The organism is Arthrospira sp. PCC 8006 (assembly GCF_046480465.1).
Classification (GTDB): domain Bacteria; phylum Cyanobacteriota; class Cyanobacteriia; order Cyanobacteriales; family Microcoleaceae; genus Limnospira; species Limnospira platensis.
Window position 1 is genome coordinate 1 of sequence record NZ_PKGG01000054.1, and the last position, 16,452, is coordinate 16,452.

Annotated in this window: 15 protein-coding genes and 1 pseudogene; 15 read left to right on the forward strand and 1 reads right to left on the reverse strand. The window is 45.7% G+C overall.

Annotated features, from left to right (window positions below; genetic code table 11):
• The 8 genes and pseudogenes from B9T16_RS10525 to B9T16_RS10560 form a co-directional block, all read left to right on the forward strand.
• Positions 1-418: HNH endonuclease (locus B9T16_RS10525; protein WP_410244726.1), on the forward strand; the 418-nt coding region annotated here is incomplete at its 5' end.
• 159 nt (positions 419-577) lie between these two features.
• The gene (locus B9T16_RS10530) at positions 578-1,174 is read left to right on the forward strand and encodes a peroxiredoxin (protein WP_410244727.1); all 597 of its coding nucleotides are present in this window, start codon (positions 578-580) and stop codon (positions 1,172-1,174) included.
• Positions 1,175-1,618: 444 nt separating this feature from the next.
• Positions 1,619-2,512 carry a PQQ-dependent sugar dehydrogenase gene (locus B9T16_RS10535; protein ID WP_006616089.1) on the forward strand — a complete coding sequence of 298 codons (894 nt, stop codon included), beginning with the start codon at positions 1,619-1,621 and terminating at the stop codon, positions 2,510-2,512.
• The gene (locus B9T16_RS10540) at positions 2,487-2,570 is read left to right on the forward strand and encodes a PQQ-dependent sugar dehydrogenase (protein WP_286131305.1); all 84 of its coding nucleotides are present in this window, start codon (positions 2,487-2,489) and stop codon (positions 2,568-2,570) included. Before B9T16_RS10535 ends, B9T16_RS10540 begins: the two co-directional genes overlap by 26 nt.
• Before the next feature lie 728 nt (positions 2,571-3,298).
• The gene (locus tag B9T16_RS10545) at positions 3,299-3,523 is read left to right on the forward strand and encodes a reverse transcriptase N-terminal domain-containing protein (protein WP_410244728.1); all 225 of its coding nucleotides are present in this window, start codon (positions 3,299-3,301) and stop codon (positions 3,521-3,523) included.
• A gap of 21 nt (positions 3,524-3,544) precedes the next feature.
• Positions 3,545-3,766: a hypothetical protein gene (locus tag B9T16_RS10550; protein WP_014275017.1), complete on the forward strand. Its 222-nt coding sequence runs from the start codon at positions 3,545-3,547 to the stop codon at positions 3,764-3,766.
• Positions 3,726-5,120: pseudogene (locus tag B9T16_RS10555) on the forward strand (group II intron reverse transcriptase). The gene B9T16_RS10550 and the pseudogene B9T16_RS10555 overlap by 41 nt, the downstream one beginning before the upstream one ends.
• A 184-nt stretch (positions 5,121-5,304) precedes the next feature.
• The gene (locus B9T16_RS10560) at positions 5,305-6,066 is read left to right on the forward strand and encodes a response regulator transcription factor (RefSeq protein WP_006616346.1); all 762 of its coding nucleotides are present in this window, start codon (positions 5,305-5,307) and stop codon (positions 6,064-6,066) included.
• A gap of 8 nt (positions 6,067-6,074) precedes the next feature.
• Here the strand turns inward: B9T16_RS10560 and B9T16_RS10565 are convergent, their stop codons facing one another.
• Positions 6,075-7,391: a four-carbon acid sugar kinase family protein gene (locus tag B9T16_RS10565; protein WP_410244729.1), complete on the reverse strand. Its 1,317-nt coding sequence runs from the start codon at positions 7,389-7,391 to the stop codon at positions 6,075-6,077.
• 177 nt (positions 7,392-7,568) lie between these two features.
• Here B9T16_RS10565 and B9T16_RS10570 point away from each other — a divergent pair, with 177 nt between their 5' ends.
• The 7 genes from B9T16_RS10570 to minE all read left to right on the forward strand — a co-directional run bounded on the left by B9T16_RS10570 (position 7,569) and on the right by minE (position 16,380).
• Positions 7,569-8,591, forward strand: a complete 1,023-nt coding sequence (locus B9T16_RS10570; protein ID WP_006616348.1) for an adenosine deaminase — start codon at positions 7,569-7,571, stop codon at positions 8,589-8,591.
• A 728-nt stretch (positions 8,592-9,319) separates the two neighbouring features.
• The gene (gene pbpC, locus B9T16_RS10575; protein WP_410244730.1) at positions 9,320-11,623 is read left to right on the forward strand and encodes a penicillin-binding protein 1C; all 2,304 of its coding nucleotides are present in this window, start codon (positions 9,320-9,322) and stop codon (positions 11,621-11,623) included.
• A gap of 144 nt (positions 11,624-11,767) precedes the next feature.
• Positions 11,768-12,079, forward strand: a complete 312-nt coding sequence (locus B9T16_RS10580) for a hypothetical protein (protein WP_410244731.1) — start codon at positions 11,768-11,770, stop codon at positions 12,077-12,079.
• A 108-nt stretch (positions 12,080-12,187) separates the two neighbouring features.
• Positions 12,188-13,915, forward strand: a complete 1,728-nt coding sequence (locus B9T16_RS10585) for a succinate dehydrogenase/fumarate reductase flavoprotein subunit (RefSeq protein ID WP_410244732.1) — start codon at positions 12,188-12,190, stop codon at positions 13,913-13,915.
• Positions 13,916-14,226: 311 nt separating this feature from the next.
• Entirely contained in the window at positions 14,227-15,033 is an 807-nt protein-coding gene (minC, locus tag B9T16_RS10590; protein ID WP_006617994.1) for a septum site-determining protein MinC, read from the forward strand.
• Positions 15,034-15,140: 107 nt separating this feature from the next.
• Positions 15,141-15,947, forward strand: a complete 807-nt coding sequence (gene minD, locus B9T16_RS10595; protein WP_006617995.1) for a septum site-determining protein MinD — start codon at positions 15,141-15,143, stop codon at positions 15,945-15,947.
• Between the two features lie 148 nt (positions 15,948-16,095).
• Positions 16,096-16,380, forward strand: a complete 285-nt coding sequence (gene minE / locus B9T16_RS10600; RefSeq protein ID WP_014275693.1) for a cell division topological specificity factor MinE — start codon at positions 16,096-16,098, stop codon at positions 16,378-16,380.
• Positions 16,381-16,452: the final 72 nt, after the last annotated feature.

The window sequence follows — 16,452 nt, forward strand, 5'->3', positions numbered from 1 at the left end:
TAGGAACTATTTCAGATATGGAACGGTTAAACTTAGCAACGGGAAAGAAAGGCATGAATCATGGTTATTCCAAACTAGAGMTGGAYTYCGACTGTGGAAACATAATTGGACTCCGATTGTCAGACACACCCTAATACGCCCTGACGCAACACCATACGACGGAAATTGGACTTACTGGGCAACCAGGAAAGGACAAGCAATCGATACGCCAAATAGGGTAGCAAAACTACTTAAAAAGCAAAAAGGCAAGTGTACCTGGTGCGGGCAATTCTTTACCCCATCAGATATAATTGAAATAGACCACATTGTACCTAGAAGCCAAGGCGGAAAGGATGAATACAAGAACCTTCAATTACTGCATCGCCATTGTCACGACGATAAAACAGCTCTTGATGAAGAGATGATGCTGTACTCTTAACAAGGAGACGGTCAAACTAGGAGCCGTATGAGGTGAAAGTCTCAAGTACGGTTTTGAATGGGAGGGGTAGACCGTGAGGTCTATCTCGACCCCTAATTTATCGTAACAAATTGAAAACTCAGCCATTCTGAGTTTTCAAAGGAATTAGGAGATTTACCCATGACAAGTGAGTGTATTCGCGTTGGTTTAGCAGCCCCAGATTTTGCCGCTACAGCGGTGATTGACCAAGAGTTCAAAACTATTAAGTTATTGGAATATCGCGGTAAATACGTTGTCCTGTTCTTTTATCCCCTGGACTTTACTTTTGTCTGTCCGACGGAAATTACCGCATTTAGCGATCGCGCTGAAGAATTTTCAGCCATTAACACCCAAATCTTAGGGGTTTCTGTCGATAGTGAATTTTCTCACCTAGCTTGGATTCAAAGCGATCGCCAATCCGGTGGAGTTGGCGACCTCAACTATCCTCTGGTGTCTGACATTAAAAAAGAAATCAGCGCCGCCTACAACGTACTTGACCCAGAGGCCGGAATTGCACTGCGGGGTCTGTTCATTATCGACAAAGACGGCATTATTCAACACGCCACTATCAATAACCTTGCCTTCGGTCGTAATGTAGACGAAACCCTACGCACCTTACAAGCGATCCAATATGTTCAAGCCAACCCCGACGAAGTTTGTCCCGCAGGTTGGCAGCCAGGAGACAAAACCATGAACCCCGACCCAGTGAAGTCTAAAGAGTTCTTCGCCGCTATCTAATCAACAATAGTGTATAGTTAGCACTTAACTCCCACAGGGGGCTAGGGGCTTAGTTCCTCAAGAAATGGGTCTAAAGCCTCCCCTGGTAGGGGATGAATCTGTAACCTAATCTTTGCACTGATCTTCTCAAAACAATTCTTCTGTTATCAAAGGAGAAGAAATGTAATAAACGCGCTTGCCAATGAGATTCACGATGATTCAACCCCTGACTCCGATTGCTGGCAGTTTGCTAGGGAGTTTCCTCTTGATCGGCGGTGAGACGCCAACCGGAGTAGAAACCCCACCAGAGAACCCAGTCAACTCTGCGAGCGGTGCTTTGCACAAATCCTATCTACCGACCTTGAATCTGGTGCATCTATCCCTCTCGATCGGGAGTGGGAACAAACGACAGTAGTTGAGAATTTGGAGCATCCCTGGGGATTAGCGTGGCTCCCTGACGGGACGATGCTGATTACTGAGCGACCAGGACGCTTACGGATAGTGCGCGATGGCATTCTCGACCCCACTCCTGTGGCCGGGTTGCCAGAGATTTTAGCCCTCAATCAGGGGGGTTTACTGGATATTGCCGTTCATCCCCGGTTTGAGGAAAATTCGTTGATTTATTTCACCTATTCCCAAGGAACCCAGGAAGCCAATGGCGTGGCAGTGGGTCGAGGGGAGTTGAGGGGAAGCAGCCTAGAGAATGTGGAAGTGATTTTCCAAGCTGCTCCTTTGAAACGGGGAGGACAACATTTTGGATCGCGCATGGTTTGGTTACCTGATGATACTCTGCTGGTGGCGATTGGTGATGGGGGGAATCCACCCGTGCAACTGGACGGGGAACTGATTCGCTTACAGGCTCAAAATCGAGGGAGTCATTTGGGTAAGATTGTACGCCTGAATGACGATGGCTCAATTCCGAGTGATAATCCTTGGCAGGGAGACCCTAATAGTGACCCGGCTATTTGGAGTTATGGTCATCGGAATATTCAGGGGTTAGCGATTGATTCCCAACGGGGTCACGTTTGGTCTACGGAACATGGTGCCCGTGGTGGGGATGAGTTGAATCGGATTGAAGGAGGAGAAAATTACGGCTGGCCTCTTGTTACCCATAGTCAGGAATATACAGGGGGGCGAATTTCCGATCGCCAATCCCATCCAGATATGGTTGACCCCGATATCGTCTGGACACCGGCGATCGCTCCGTCCGGGTTAGCCGTGCATGGGGGCGATTTGTTTGCTGGGGGTTTGGTATCCCAATCGGTGCATCATATCCAATTAAATGAGTCCGGTGAGGTGATAGACCAACGAGCGATCGCGATCGCGAGCGCGTGTGCGGGATGTTCGGGAAAGTCCTGATGGTCATCTCTATGTGTTGACTGATGCCGCCCCCGGGCGGTTAATTCGACTTCATTAACTCTAGCGGTGCGAGACGTTCAGGCATGAAATAGGGTTGAAATACCTGAAATAACCGCCTGGTGGGGACTTCAACCCCTTGGTTGAATATAAGGAGCGCACTCCTGACCATCCTCATAACTGTTTATATGTCCCAACATTCGGTATAGAAATATACCAAATAAGGCAGGGAACCCAAGGTCAAAACGAACTAACTCATACAAATTCCTATAGGAAGCCCAGAAATGGATAAGTAAAGTTAGGAAATTAGGGTAACGGCGATAGCCACCCCCAATTTTGGGAACCACAACCCCAGGATTGAAGCGGGGAACGGAAGGCTCCGAGGTGGAACCTAACACCAGAATCGAGACCACTGCCAACCATCCATGATTAGGGAAACCGAATGTCCGGCTTGAACCATCGTAAGAATTAAGTAGCGAAAAATAGGTTGATACGCTGCACTCAAAAGAGTAAGGGGAAAAGTAGGAGCTTCGTTAGACTACCTACACAGACCTTTAAAAGTACCCCGGTGGAAAGGACAAATCTAAAGATGGAATGCCCATATAAACGGAACGTTTTAACCCCTCTTAGGCTCTGATAATCTGGTCGAGAAAGTCAGTAGTGAAAGTGTAAGCGTAAGCCTATTAGGGGGTGAGATGTGACCAGAAGCCAACGCCCGACTGTAATGGTAGGGATATGCTAACGGGTCACGGTTTGATTGTAAAGAAATAGAGTCAAGTAGGTGTACAAATGGCGATAGCGAGTTTAAAGAAAGGATTTGGGAAATCMAAACCAATCAAGACTACGAACAACGCATGGAAGRCMATCCCRTGGACTAAGGTTCAACGGAAAGTTTTCAAGCTCCAAAAGAGTATATTYCAAGCAGCTAAATCGGGACAGGATGCAAAGGTTAGAAGGTTGCAACGTCTACTGGCGAAATCATATTACGCCCGGCTCTTAGCAGTGCGGCTGTAGGGGCGGGTTCCACGGTCAGTCATGCTTCCCAACAGTCAGCTTAATAAACCCGCCCCCCAAGCGGGTCAAGGCAAGAAGACAGCCGGTGTTGATGGAGCAAGAGTAATCTCTCCAAGACAAAGGTTTGAACTGGTCAAGAACATTAAGGGAAACCTCAAAGCAAAACCACTGCGACGGGTGTGGATTCCAAAACCTGGCAGGGATGAAAAAAGCTGGAATAGGAATACCCACAATCCAAGATAGAGCAAGGCAAGCCTTGGTTAAGTCGGCTCTCGAACCTGAATGGGAATCGAGATTTGAAAGCACAAGCTACGGGTTCCGTCCCGGACGGTCAGCCCAAGATGCAATAGCACGAATTTACTCAAGTATCAACAAGGGTGAATATTATGTACTGGATGCTGATATAGCAAAATGTTTTGACCGAATAAACCATGATTACCTACTGTCCAAAATTCATTGTCCAAGCTGCCTAAAAAGAGACCTGAAACAATTGCTCAAAGCAGGCGTTCTAGATAACGGTGTATTTGAGGATACGGAAGCAGGGACACCCCAGGGAGGGGTAATAAGTCCAATACTCGCCAACATCGCAGTGTTGGGGATGGTTAGGTTAATAGAAAAAATGTATCCTAATAATACCAACAAAAAACCATTTGCCACGGTAATACGATACGCCGATGATTTTGTAGTCATATCCAAAGACCTAGGAATCATTGAACAGTGCAAAACTGCTATCACCGAATGGTTAAAACCTGTAGGATTAGAGATTAAACCCGAAAAGACTCGAATTGGTCACACACTCAAACCTATTGAGTATAATGGCAAAACAGAAGAACCTGGGTTTGATTTTCTCGGATTCAATATCAGGCAATACCCAGTAGGAAAATACAAGTCTGGAAAAACAGGGGGACATAAGAGCCGATTAATCGGACATAAAACCCACATAAAACCCAGCTAAAAAGCAGTTGCCCACACATAAGCGATAAAAGGTGTAATCAAACAATCTAAAACTGCACCTCAATCAGCCCTGATTAAWCATCTAAACCCGATKATTCGGGGATGGWCAAATTATTATTCAGCGGTAGTCTCAACAGAGACCTTCAATAAGCTAAACAAAACAGTTTGGCAAATGTTACGGGCATGGACAGCATCAAGATGCGGAAGGGCAAGTTACGAAAAACTAAGTAATTATTTCAGACATGGAACAATTAAACTTAGCAATGGGAAAAAAAGACACGAAAATTGGCTGTTCCAAACCAAAGATGGGTTACATCTATTCAAACACAATTGGACTCCAATTGTTAGACATACTTTAATACGCCCTGACGCAACACCATACGACGGAAATTGGACTTATTGGGCAACCAGGAAAGGACAAGCAATCGGCACGCCAAATAATGTAGCAAAACTACTCAAAAAGCAAAAAGGTAGATGTACCTGGTGCGGGCAATACTTTACCCCATCAGATTTAATTGAAATAGACCACATTGTACCTAGAAGCCATGGCGGAAAGGATGAATACAAGAATATTCAATTATTACATCGCCATTGTCACGACAATAAAACAGCTCTTGATGAAGAGATGATGCTGTACTCTTAACAAGGAGACGGTCAAATTAGGAGCCGTATGAGGTGAAAGTCTCAAGTACGGTTCTGTATGGGAGGGGGAGATGGCGACATCTCTCTCGACCCCTACTTTTTGCTGTTCGCATAGCCTCCCTGGAAGGGAAGGATTAGTCCCTATAGGCGGTTAAAGCTGAAAACCTTAGACAGAGTTTTAGATAATGCCCCGAATTTTAGTGATTGATGATGATCCCGCGATCGCAGAGCTGGTGGCGATTAACCTAGAGATGGCTGGTTATGAAGTCACCCTCGCCCCCGATGGTATAGTAGGACAAGCACTAGCGCTGCAACTACTGCCAGACCTGATTATTTTAGACCTAATGTTGCCCAAAGTCGATGGGTTCACCGTCTGTCAGCGTCTACGCCGAGATGAACGCACCGGAGAGATCCCGGTTTTGATGTTGACAGCTTTGGGACAAACCCAGGATAAAGTGGAAGGCTTTAACGCTGGGGCTGATGATTATTTAACTAAACCCTTTGAACTCGAAGAAATGCTGGCTCGTGTCCGCGCGCTATTGCGACGCACCGATCGCATTCCGCAAGCGGCTAAACACAGCGAGATCCTCAGTTATGGAGTTCTTACCCTAGTTCCCGAAAGGTTTGAGGCGATCTGGTTTGATCAGACAGTCAAACTAACTCACCTAGAATTTGAGTTACTGCACTGTTTGCTACAACGTCACGGTCAAACCGTAGCCCCCAGTGAAATTCTCAAGGAAGTTTGGGGCTATGACCCGGACGATGATATCGAAACTATCCGGGTTCATATTCGCCATTTACGCACCAAAATGGAACCAGACCCACGTCATCCTCGCTACATCAAAACCGTTTATGGTGCTGGTTACTGTTTGGAACTCCCAGGTAACGGCAAAAACTCATCGGAGGTGGGAGAGACTGATCTATCTGATGTATCTGATCAGGTGTAGCACCTCAATCAATGGTTTTTGAGTCGTTGATAGACAGTGACTAACCCGTTAGCATCACCCACATTACCTGGAAACAGGACAACGGGAAGATTAGGGAATTGGGTATGTGATGCGGGGGTTTTCACCATTGAACAACCAGCCATAACCTGTCCCAAGAGTCGCGCGGTGGGGAGACTTAGACCTTTACTAAGGACATCATTGGAGGTGATGCCTCCCTTGCTAATCAAAAATCCAATATCTTTTGGTAAACCCCGGACAATATCCATTAACAAATCTGAAACCGCCGCCCCAAATTCTAAGCGGACTTGGGTATTCTCAAAGGTGATTTCTTGGCGAGAGGTGTACACTACAGGGGTTTGACCCTGTTGGTGGATTTGATAGATGCGATCGCTAATTTGGCTAAGTAGCTCTTGACGTAGAGAGGGATTATCATCTAACAGGTGAGACACATCTACCTCAACCCCGACGATATCTGATTCTTTCAATAACTGTTCAAGCTGTTGAGTAGACTTTTTCACATGGGAACCCATCAACACCACTCCCGGTTGATTATTTCGGGTATATTTTCCCATAGACTCCGGTGGTAATGGTTGGGGACCGAGGGAGGCTAGGGATGTGAGGATACTGGCGGCGCTGCGGAAGAGGAAACGTTTTCCTTTGCTGGCGGCGGCTAGGATATCGGAGGCGAATTGGTCTAGGTCGCCTTGGGTTTCGCCGTCAACTCCCACACATTGATTATCACTGAATTGCATCAGTCGGTCTAGGGTCCCGTTGCGAATGTCCCCCAAGGTGAAAATTTGGACAGCTTCGGCTTTAATGCGTCCTTGGGTTTTTTCGGCTACATAATCGGGTAGGTAGGAATGATGGTAGCTGAATACTGAATCGCGAGCAAATTCCGTTTCGTGTACAGGGGTATCAACGCCGTCTATTTTCAGGTAGTGGGTTCCCCCTTTGGTTATCCGTCCCCCCTCAAAGAAGGCGGGAACTAAAAAATGAGCGTCAAAGGGGCCTAATTCTTCGGCAATTACATCGGTTTCTATGGGATAGTGACCCCGTAGGGTGGAGTCAGACCGACTCACTACTAGGAAATCTTGGATAGACTCGGCGGCGATCGCCATTTTCAGATTATGGGTAACTTCTCGTGTAACTGTGGCTGCTGCTTCTGGGGTTAATGCTCTGGTATTCGTTAAGATAAAGAATATGGGAGACTGGTCACTCAGTCCCAGCCGTAGGGTTTCTACGTCCCATTGTGTCAACAACAGACAACTATGAACAGTTTGGGAACCGGTGGGGTCATCATCCAGAACAATAATTTTAGGTGCCATTGCTTTAGTGTGGGAGTAACAAGAGAAACATTGAGTCATACCGTAGGACTCTGTGACTAGCTTACCATTGATATGGGAACTTTAATCTATCACCAGTACGGAGTTATTGGTTAATTCTGTTATTTGTTAGTTGGTTTCAGGTTATAATTGACAGTTAACGGCTTTCCCTAGGCTAATATGAATCAGTTTATTTATGGTCTCCCCAAAGCGGAACTACATCTTCACATCGAAGGTACTTTAGAACCACAGATGATGTTTGACCTGGCTCAACGAAATCATCTATCTTTACCTTTTGAGTCAGTGGCAGATGTGCAAAATTCCTATCATTTATCGAATTTGCAATCCTTTCTGGATTTATATTATCAGGGGGCTCAGGTCCTCTGCACTGACCAGGATTTTTATGATTTGACTTGGGCTTATTTACAAAAATGCTATCAGCAGAATGTCCGCCACACGGAAATATTTTTTGACCCCCAAACTCATGGCGATCGCGGTATTGATTTCCCTGTAGTATACCATGGCATACAGTCAGCCCTACAAGATGCCAAAACCTATCTAAATATCTCCTCACACTTAATTCTTTGTTTTCTGCGAGATTTAAGCGCAGAAGCCGCTATGAATACCCTTGAACAAGCCTTACCATACCAAGATGGCATTATTGCTGTCGGTTTGGATTCGGCGGAATTGCACAATCCACCTAGTAAATTTCAACAGGTATTTGAACGAGCCAAATCCGAGGGATTTTTAACTGTCGCCCATGGAGGAGAAGAAGCAGGCGCTGATTATATTTGGTCAGCAATTAATTTATTGCAGGTATCCCGGATTGATCACGGTGTGCGCTGTACAGAAGACCCGGCATTGGTTACTTATTTGGCACAACAACAAATCCCTTTAACTGTCTGTCCATTGTCTAATGTTAAGTTGGGGGTTTTTCCTGATATCAACTCCCATAATGTTAAACAATTGCTAGAGTTGGGTTTGTGTGTAACTATTAACTCGGACGACCCCGCTTATTTTGGCGGCTATATTAATGAAAATTATCTCGCTGTTCAAGAGGCTTTGAATTTTACCAATTCTCAACTGATACAGTTAGCCAAAAATTCTTTTATGGCTTCCTTTCTGAGTCAGGCTGAAAAAGATAAGTATTTAGCCGAAATCGAAAATCATGAATATAATGGTAGGGGCGGGTTCCCCAGTTAATTATCAATTCCCCAGGACTGTTTTTAATAACCCGCCCCAGCCATATTAGCAATTGTAGGGGAGGAGCGGGTTCCCCAGTTAATTATCAATTCCCCAGGACTGTTTTTAATAACCCACCCCAGCTACTTTCGGGGTTATGTTAAGTTTTGTAACAAAAAGTTAAGAAATGTTGCGAAAATTTTTTTTGGTCTGGGGGGGTAGCTTTTTGGGGGAGTTCGTGCTATCATTTTAGATAATGGGAATATTGGCTAAATTTTTATTTAAGCAAATTTTCCATTATTTAAGAATATGTCAATATAATATCATTAGTTCCGGGTGCTTGTCAAGCTGTTGGCGCTAATTTGTCGGAACAATTTTTTAAAAATTGAATAAAAAATCAACAAGTGGCGAATAAAATGCGATCGCATTGATAAATATGGATAATTAATGGTAGGGGCGGGTTCCCCAGTTAATTATCAATTCCCCAGGACTGTTTTCAAAAACCCGCCCCAGCCACATTAGGAATTGTAGGGGCGGGTTCCCCAGTTAATTATCAATTCCCCAGGACTGTTTTTAAAAACCCGCCCCAGCTATATGGGGAATTGTAGGGGCGGGTTCCCCAGTTAATTATCAATTCCCCAGGACTGTTTTCAAAAACCCGCCCCAGCTATATGGGGAATAAAATGCGATCGCATTGATAAATATGGATAAATATAGGTTCTGAAGAGAGGGAAAACGGGGGTAAGTGAATGTTAAAATGGCGATTTTTGGGTAGTTTGAAGCGTAGTAGGTGGGTGAAAGTTGTAGCAGTGATGTTGCTGCTAGTGGTAGTAATTAGAAGCATTCCTTATTTCATGCCAATTCGGGCGCAAGATATCCGTCAAAATTCGGTATCGATGGAATTTAGCGATCGCCAAGGTTTAGCATTAGGAACAATTCTCAGCCAAGACCAAAGTCATACGGCTGTAGTCCCTTTAACCGAAGTTTCCCCGTATTTTATCAAGGCTATTATTGCAGCAGAAGATAAGCGATATTATCAACATGGTGCTGTAGATATAATAGCGCTAGTGAGGGCGGTCATGGAAGCCATACAAGCCAGAGAGATAGTTAGTGGCGCGTCCACTATTACCATGCAACTAGCGCGAATGTTAGAACCCTCACCCCATACACTCCCGCACAAAGTCAGTGAAATTTGGTTATCTTGGCGACTATTTGCGGGAATGAACCGAGACGAAATTCTAGCAGCTTATATTAACCGTATTCCTATGGGTGGTAACTTGTATGGCGTGGAAGCGGCGGCGCGGACTTATTTTGGTATAGGTGCTTCTGACCTAAGTTTATCGCAAGCCAGTGTATTAGCCGGACTTCCCAACGACCCAACGGATCTAAATCCTTATTTTAATTGGGAGGGGCTGAAACAGCGGCAAAAATATGTTTTAGATCGCATGGTAGAAGATGGGTATATCACCCCAGAAAAAAGCGATCGCGCCTATCGAGAAACCCTGAAAATTGCCCCTCGTGAACAGGGTATTATCGCCGCGCCTCATTTTTTATTTTGGGTAGCTAGTCAACTGTCCAATGCAGAAATTACCAGCCCCAAAATTCGGACAACTTTAGACAGGACTCTCCAGCAATTTGTAGAAACCCAAGTCCGTCATGTAGTCACTTCTTTAGGGGGTCAAAATGTTAATCATGGGGCGGCTATAGTAATTAATAATCACACGGGGGAAGTTTTAGCATATGTAGGTTCTCCTGATTATTTTAATTGGGAAAATTTAGGCTCAAATGATGGAGTTCAAGCCTGGCGACAGCCGGGTTCAACCCTGAAGCCATTTTTATATCAATTAGCGATCGCCCAAGGAATTATCCGACCGAATACCATACTCCCAGACGTTCCCACCTATTATGCTATTCCGGGTGCTAAACTGTATACACCCGTTGATTATAGCGAAACCTTTTTAGGACCAGTGCGGGTCAGAATTGCCTTAGGTAATTCCTTAAATATTCCGGCTGTGCGAGTTTTAGAAAAAGTCGGTGTAGGTGAGTTTTTATCACGGTTGCATCAATTAGGTTTTAGCCACCTTGACCGAGAAGCAGAACATTATGGACTCGGGTTAAGTTTGGGTAGTGGGGAGGTGAGTCTTTGGGAATTAGCCCAGGCTTATTTAACTTTTGCGAACCGGGGAAAGTTCACGCCATTGGTGACTACAATTTCCCCAGAAATTCCCCCCCCATGTCAACAGGAGTGTATGCAAATGGATACAGCCACCAGTTGGGAATTAATTGTAAATATGCTGGCGGACTCCCATGCTAGGGCTTCAGCTTTTGGGGTTAATTCGGTGTTGAATTTACCGTTTCTGGTAGCAGTAAAAACGGGAACTTCTTCGGATTATCGAGATACTTGGACGGTAGGATTTACTACTGATTACACCGTCGCAACTTGGGTGGGAAATTTCGACTCTCAGCCCATGCAAAATATTTCCGGTGTCATGGGTGCTGCGCCGTTATGGAATCAGATTATGATGTATCTTCATAAAGACAAAAAACCGGATAATTTTACGCCGCCAGAGGGATTAGTTGAATTGCCGATTTGTAGTCATACGGGATGGAAACCCACCGATGATTGTGGGTCAGGAATTGTGTTAGAATATTTCTATCCAGAGGATATCAAGAATTATGATAACCCGTCTGTAGCTGGGGAGTTATCGGCAGAATATAATGAGTGGCTCTCGCAACAGGAAGCGCCTCATTTAAGTTCGGGAAAACTAAGGATTGTATTGCCTCAAAATAATGATTATTTCCTAGTCGCTGCGGGTCATAATTCCCCTCTAGAGTTGAAAGTGGCGGGAGTTGACAATCAAGAAATCCAATGGTTTATTAATGATAATAAGATAGCCACAACTACGAGCAAATCAATATTTTGGCAGCCCGAAATCGGAGATTTTACCCTGAAAGTAGCCACCCGTGAAAATATGAGCGATCGCATTAATTTTCAAGTTCGCGAAGCCGAAATAAAACCGTATCGGCGGGGTTTTTCCATAGGTGAAGATTGACCGGGGCTGCCGAACCGACCCCAAGCAGAAGCCACCAGGGGCAATGTAAAGTTTAATTACAAGTTTTGTGAAAATATTGAGAAATGTTCCAAAACCTCATCTTAGCCTTAGCCTAGAATTTTAGAAGTCATGAGATTAACTGAGATGGAAAAGTTCAAGAAATACCGGCTCAACTGTACCCTGACCTATGGCGATATTTACGGTCAAATCATGATTTGGCTGATCGTCATTTTCATCGCCCTAGCCTCCTCCCTAGCCTTGTGGAGTAGTTCTCAGCAAATTTTCGCCCTGACCATGCTAGGACTGATTGTAGTGCTATCGCTGCCCTTTCTGCTGTTTGCTTTCGTTACCACGTTGTTAAATCATATCGAATTTATACCCACAGACATCAAGTCAGAAACAGGAACAGATCAGGAAATTAAGGCATCTGAACAGCCAGCGCAAGCGACCAGTTAGGACACCATAGCAGTCAGTCAACCCTAAAGACTTCCTTGCCTTTTGGCAGGGAGGTTTTTTTTTGTTTAACTATGGAGTATGTGCAAATATCGAACAAACTAGAGAACTATGCTAGAACATGATGTAATTATTGTTGGTGGTGGTTTAGCCGGAAGTCGCGCCGCCGTTGAGATAGCCCGGACTGACCCCAGCCTAAATATTGCTGTTATAGCTAAAACGCACCCCATTAGGTCCCACTCCGTAGCAGCCCAAGGAGGTATCGCGGCGACTCTCAATAATGTTGACCCTGAAGATACCTGGGAAGCCCACGCCTTTGATACGGTGAAAGGGTCAGACTACCTAGCAGACCAAGACGCTGTGGAAATTCTGGCGAAAGAGGCCCCAGATGTAATTATTGACCTGGAACACATGGGGGTTTTGTTTTCGCGCCTCCCGGACGGTCGTATCGCCCAACGGGCTTTTGGTGGTCATACCCACCGCCGCACTTGCTACGCGGCTGATAAAACTGGACACGCTATCCTCCACGAGTTAGTTAATAACCTGCGTCGCTACGGTGTGCATATCTATGATGAGTGGTATGTAATGCGCCTGATTCTGGAAGAGGGGGAAGCGAAAGGGGTGGTGATGTATCATATCCTTGATGGTACTATCCAAGTGGCTAGGGCTAAGGCGGTGATGTTCGCTACGGGTGGCTATGGTCGGGCTTTTAACACTACTTCTAATGATTTTGCCTCTACGGGGGATGGTTTGGCTATGTCGGCTTTGGCGGGGATACCGTTACAGGATATGGAGTTTGTCCAGTTTCACCCGACAGGCCTTTATCCGGTGGGTGTGTTGATTTCTGAGGCGGTACGCGGTGAAGGGGCTTATTTGATTAATAGTGAGGGCGATCGCTTTATGAAAAATTACGCCCCCGGTAAAATGGAGTTAGCCCCCCGTGATATTACTTCTAGGGCAATTACTTTAGAAATTCGTGCCGGACGGGGTATTCATCGTGATGGCACTGCGGGGGGCCCGTTTGTGTATCTGGATTTGCGACACATGGGGCGGGAAAAAATTATGAGCCGCATTCCTTTCTGTTGGGAAGAAGCCCATCGTTTGGTGGGGGTTGATGCGGTGGTTGAACCTATGCCTGTGCGTCCTACGGTTCACTATTCTATGGGGGGTATTCCCACTAATACTGATGGTCGGGTTCTCGCTAGTGCTGATAGTTTGGTAGATGGGTTATTTGCTGCGGGTGAGGCGGCTTGTGTGTCTGTCCATGGGGCTAACCGTTTGGGTAGTAATTCTCTGTTGGAGTGTGTGGTTTATGGCAAGCGCACGGGGGCGGCGATCGCACAATTTGTACAAAACCGTAAATTGCCCACTGTCAACGAAGCGCACTATATTAAAGAAGCTAAAAATCAGGTACAGGAATTACTCGATAAGTCGGGGGACTGTCGCATTGGTCAACTACGGCAAGAATTTCAGGACGCTATGACTTTGCATTGTGGAGTTTTTCGCACTGAAGATGTGATGCAGGAGGGCTTAAATCAGCTTCAGCTATGCCGCGAACGTTACCAAAATATCTATTTGGATGACCGGGGGAAATTGTGGAATACAGAAGTTATTGAAGCCTTGGAATTACGGAATATTATGATTGTGGGTGAGATGATTTTGACTTCTGCCCTCAACCGTCGCGAGAGTCGAGGGGCTCACAGTCGCGAGGATTATACTACCCGCGATGACCAGAATTTCCTCAAGCATACTCTTGCTTACTATTCCCAGGCTGGTATTGATTTGGCTTATCGTCCTGTGGCTATTACTATGTTTGAACCACAGGAACGCAAGTATTAAATCACTCAAATTCTCGTCTCCCCTGTTAGAAAAGGGTTGACAGGGGAGAGCATTTTATGCTACTATAGAGGTGTCAAGTTTCATAATAGAGATATTTGCATACCAAAAAAAATTATAAACAGTCCCATCATATAATAATATATCTGAGACTGATTAAAAGTCAAGACATCCGCCGAAAAAAATTGATAATGAAAGTCCATGTTTGGGAAATCTCGATTGGTAACATATTGACATTGGGGATGGGATAGTGGACAGTGAGTTGTTGGTGATGATTGTGGGTCAAAAGTTCTCGGTTTAAGAATTTGCTGAATATGTCTGAAGAAACCCCAAAAGTATTTTCGCTGAGTGATGGCAATTCCCAAATCCGGTTTAAACGGGAAGGGGAGAATGTGCTGCTGATTTTACCACCAGAAGAAGGCGATCGCTCTGAGAACTCTACCAGCAACAGTTGGGGGGATTTGTTGCAACAACTGAAACATCGGATCACCGGGGAGGAACATAGCTGGGAAGAGGGGCTAGAAGTGCATCTAGTCAGCGAAAATCGGCTGTTAGACAGTCGTCAATTGCAGGACATTAGAGATATCCTGACGGGAGCGAAATTAGAGCTAAAGCGGGTAAGAACAAGTAGGGCGCAAACAGCGGTGGCGGCGGCGACGGCGGGATATTCAGTCGATCGCGAATCGGATCGGAGCCATTTAAGCCAAAAGGAAACGGAAACGGAAAGGACTACAGTAGAGGCGGAACCCCTATACTTAAAAATGACTTTGCGATCGGGGGTAGAAATACGTCATCCGGGGACGGTGGTAGTTGTGGGAGATGTGAACCCAGGTAGTTCGATAGTTGCGAATGGGGATATAATGATATGGGGCCGTTTGCGGGGAACCGTCCATGCTGGGGCTAAGGGGAACCTACAAAGCATGATTATGGCATTGCAAATGGAACCGATGCTGATCCGCATAGGGGATCGGGTGGCGCGTGGTCCAGAAAACCCGCCGGAGGAATTTTACCCGGAAGTAGCTTATATGACGGCGAAAGGCATCCGTATTAGCCGGGCTACGGAATTGGGGCGAGTGAAACTCTGGCAAATCAGTCAAGCCTCTAGTGATGCGGGCGTGTAATACTATTGCTGTTGGATATGGTGATCGAATCTGCTATTATCCGATCGCATTTGTTGCCCATGTAGCGATCGTTAATATTACTAACTGTTAACTAATTAATAACCCCCATGAGTCGCATTATAGTTGTCACCTCTGGAAAGGGAGGAGTCGGAAAAACTACCTCTACAGCCAATCTTGGCATGGCTCTCGCCCAACGAGGACACTCAGTTGTGGTGATTGATGCTGACTTTGGTTTGAGAAATTTAGACTTGCTGCTGGGACTGGAAAACCGGATTGTATATACAGCGGTGGAAGTCCTATCAGGGGAGTGTCGTCTGGAACAGGCTTTGGTGAAAGACAAGCGCCAACCGAAGTTGGTATTGTTACCAGCGGCTCAAAATCGGATGAAGGATGCCGTCACACCGGAACAAATGAAGGAGTTAATCAGCCAACTGACTCCGAAATACGAGTATATTTTGATTGACTGTCCGGCGGGTATTGAACAAGGTTTCCAAAATGCGATCGCCGCCGCCAGTGAGGCTATTGTGGTAACGACACCGGAAATATCAGCGGTGCGAGATGGCGATCGCGTGATTGGCTTATTGGAGGCGAATGGTATCAAGCGGATACGGCTGCTAGTGAACCGGATTAAACCGGGGATGGTAAAAGCTAATGATATGATGTCGGTTCAAGATGTCGAGGAAATTCTAGCGATTCCGCTGGTGGGTGTAGTTCCTGATGATGAACAGGTAATTGTTTCGACTAACAAGGGTGAACCGTTGGTATTAACGGAAACTATTTCTCCGGCGGTGACAGCCTTTAATAATATTGCCCGTCGTCTGGAGGGGGAAAAAGTGCCGTTTATGGAGTTAGACCCAGCGCCTCCTGGTTTTTTTGCGCGACTGCGTAGGCTGTTGTCGTCTAAGATTATGTAGTAACCCTTTGAATAACTCATCGCCGGGGCGGTAGGGGTCTGGGGGCTTTCTCAAGAGGTTACTAGGGACGTGCGGAGTATTGGATCATCGAGATATTTATCGCCCAGGTGTAGGTTTTGATCCACTGTTCGATAATGTAGCAACAGCAATGAAAATTAATGAATTTATCGACAAATTTGTGAACCGCAACAGGCCGAACAGTCGTGATGCGGTCAAACAACGGTTAAAATTAGTTCTCGCCCACGATCGCGCTGATTTATCTCCAGAAGTTGTAGAAGCTATGCGGCGGGAGATTTTGGAGGTGGTATCTAGGTATGTGGAAATTGATACAGATGACTCAGAATTTGGGTTAGAAAGCGACCAAAGATCGACTATTTTGATAGCCAACCTTCCGATCAGGCGAGTGAGGAAAACGGTCGCGCCGGACTCCTAGACTAGCACTGCCAGGGGAACTGCTTTATGATTTGGTATGAAAGGGCAGTATTTGGGGGCAGAAAGTGCGACG

Coding starts and splice junctions, on each gene's coding strand:
- B9T16_RS10550 (WP_014275017.1), top strand. CDS start 3,545: ATGCTTCCCAACAGTCAGCTTAATAAACCCGCCCCCCAAGCGGGTCAA.
- B9T16_RS10565 (WP_410244729.1), bottom strand. CDS start 7,391: ATGGCACCTAAAATTATTGTTCTGGATGATGACCCCACCGGTTCCCAA.
- B9T16_RS10580 (WP_410244731.1), top strand. CDS start 11,768: ATGGAAAAGTTCAAGAAATACCGGCTCAACTGTACCCTGACCTATGGC.
- pbpC (WP_410244730.1), top strand. CDS start 9,320: ATGTTAAAATGGCGATTTTTGGGTAGTTTGAAGCGTAGTAGGTGGGTG.
- B9T16_RS10560 (WP_006616346.1), top strand. CDS start 5,305: ATGCCCCGAATTTTAGTGATTGATGATGATCCCGCGATCGCAGAGCTG.
- B9T16_RS10535 (WP_006616089.1), top strand. CDS start 1,619: ATGCTGATTACTGAGCGACCAGGACGCTTACGGATAGTGCGCGATGGC.
- B9T16_RS10585 (WP_410244732.1), top strand. CDS start 12,188: ATGCTAGAACATGATGTAATTATTGTTGGTGGTGGTTTAGCCGGAAGT.
- minC (WP_006617994.1), top strand. CDS start 14,227: ATGTCTGAAGAAACCCCAAAAGTATTTTCGCTGAGTGATGGCAATTCC.
- B9T16_RS10570 (WP_006616348.1), top strand. CDS start 7,569: ATGAATCAGTTTATTTATGGTCTCCCCAAAGCGGAACTACATCTTCAC.
- B9T16_RS10530 (WP_410244727.1), top strand. CDS start 578: ATGACAAGTGAGTGTATTCGCGTTGGTTTAGCAGCCCCAGATTTTGCC.
- minE (WP_014275693.1), top strand. CDS start 16,096: ATGAAAATTAATGAATTTATCGACAAATTTGTGAACCGCAACAGGCCG.
- minD (WP_006617995.1), top strand. CDS start 15,141: ATGAGTCGCATTATAGTTGTCACCTCTGGAAAGGGAGGAGTCGGAAAA.